This is a genomic window from Dryocola boscaweniae (genome assembly GCF_025215095.1).
GTDB classification, from domain to species: domain Bacteria; phylum Pseudomonadota; class Gammaproteobacteria; order Enterobacterales; family Enterobacteriaceae; genus Dryocola; species Dryocola boscaweniae.
This window is the reverse complement of sequence record NZ_JALHAP010000002.1, coordinates 1-233: the sequence shown is the minus strand read 5'-3', so window position 1 is coordinate 233 and position 233 is coordinate 1. Positions and strand designations below refer to the sequence as shown.

Annotated in this window: 1 rRNA gene; it reads right to left on the bottom strand. The window is 52.4% G+C overall.

From position 1 onward, the window contains the following. Positions 1–154: 154 nt before the first annotated feature. A 16S ribosomal RNA gene (locus MUA00_RS00010) occupies positions 155–233 on the bottom strand; the annotation flags it as partial.

The following is a 233-nucleotide window of genomic DNA, read 5'->3' as shown; positions in this document are numbered from 1 at the left end:
CCCTAGGGGATTCGAACCCCTGTTACCGCCGTGAAAGGGCGGTGTCCTGGGCCTCTAGACGAAGGGGACACTTAAGTCTCACTCGCAAGACGCCTTGCTTCTTTACTTCTATCAGACAATCTGTGTGGACACTGCGCGGGTTGTATCTTTAAGGTAAGGAGGTGATCCAACCGCAGGTTCCCCTACGGTTACCTTGTTACGACTTCACCCCAGTCATGAATCACAAAGTGGTA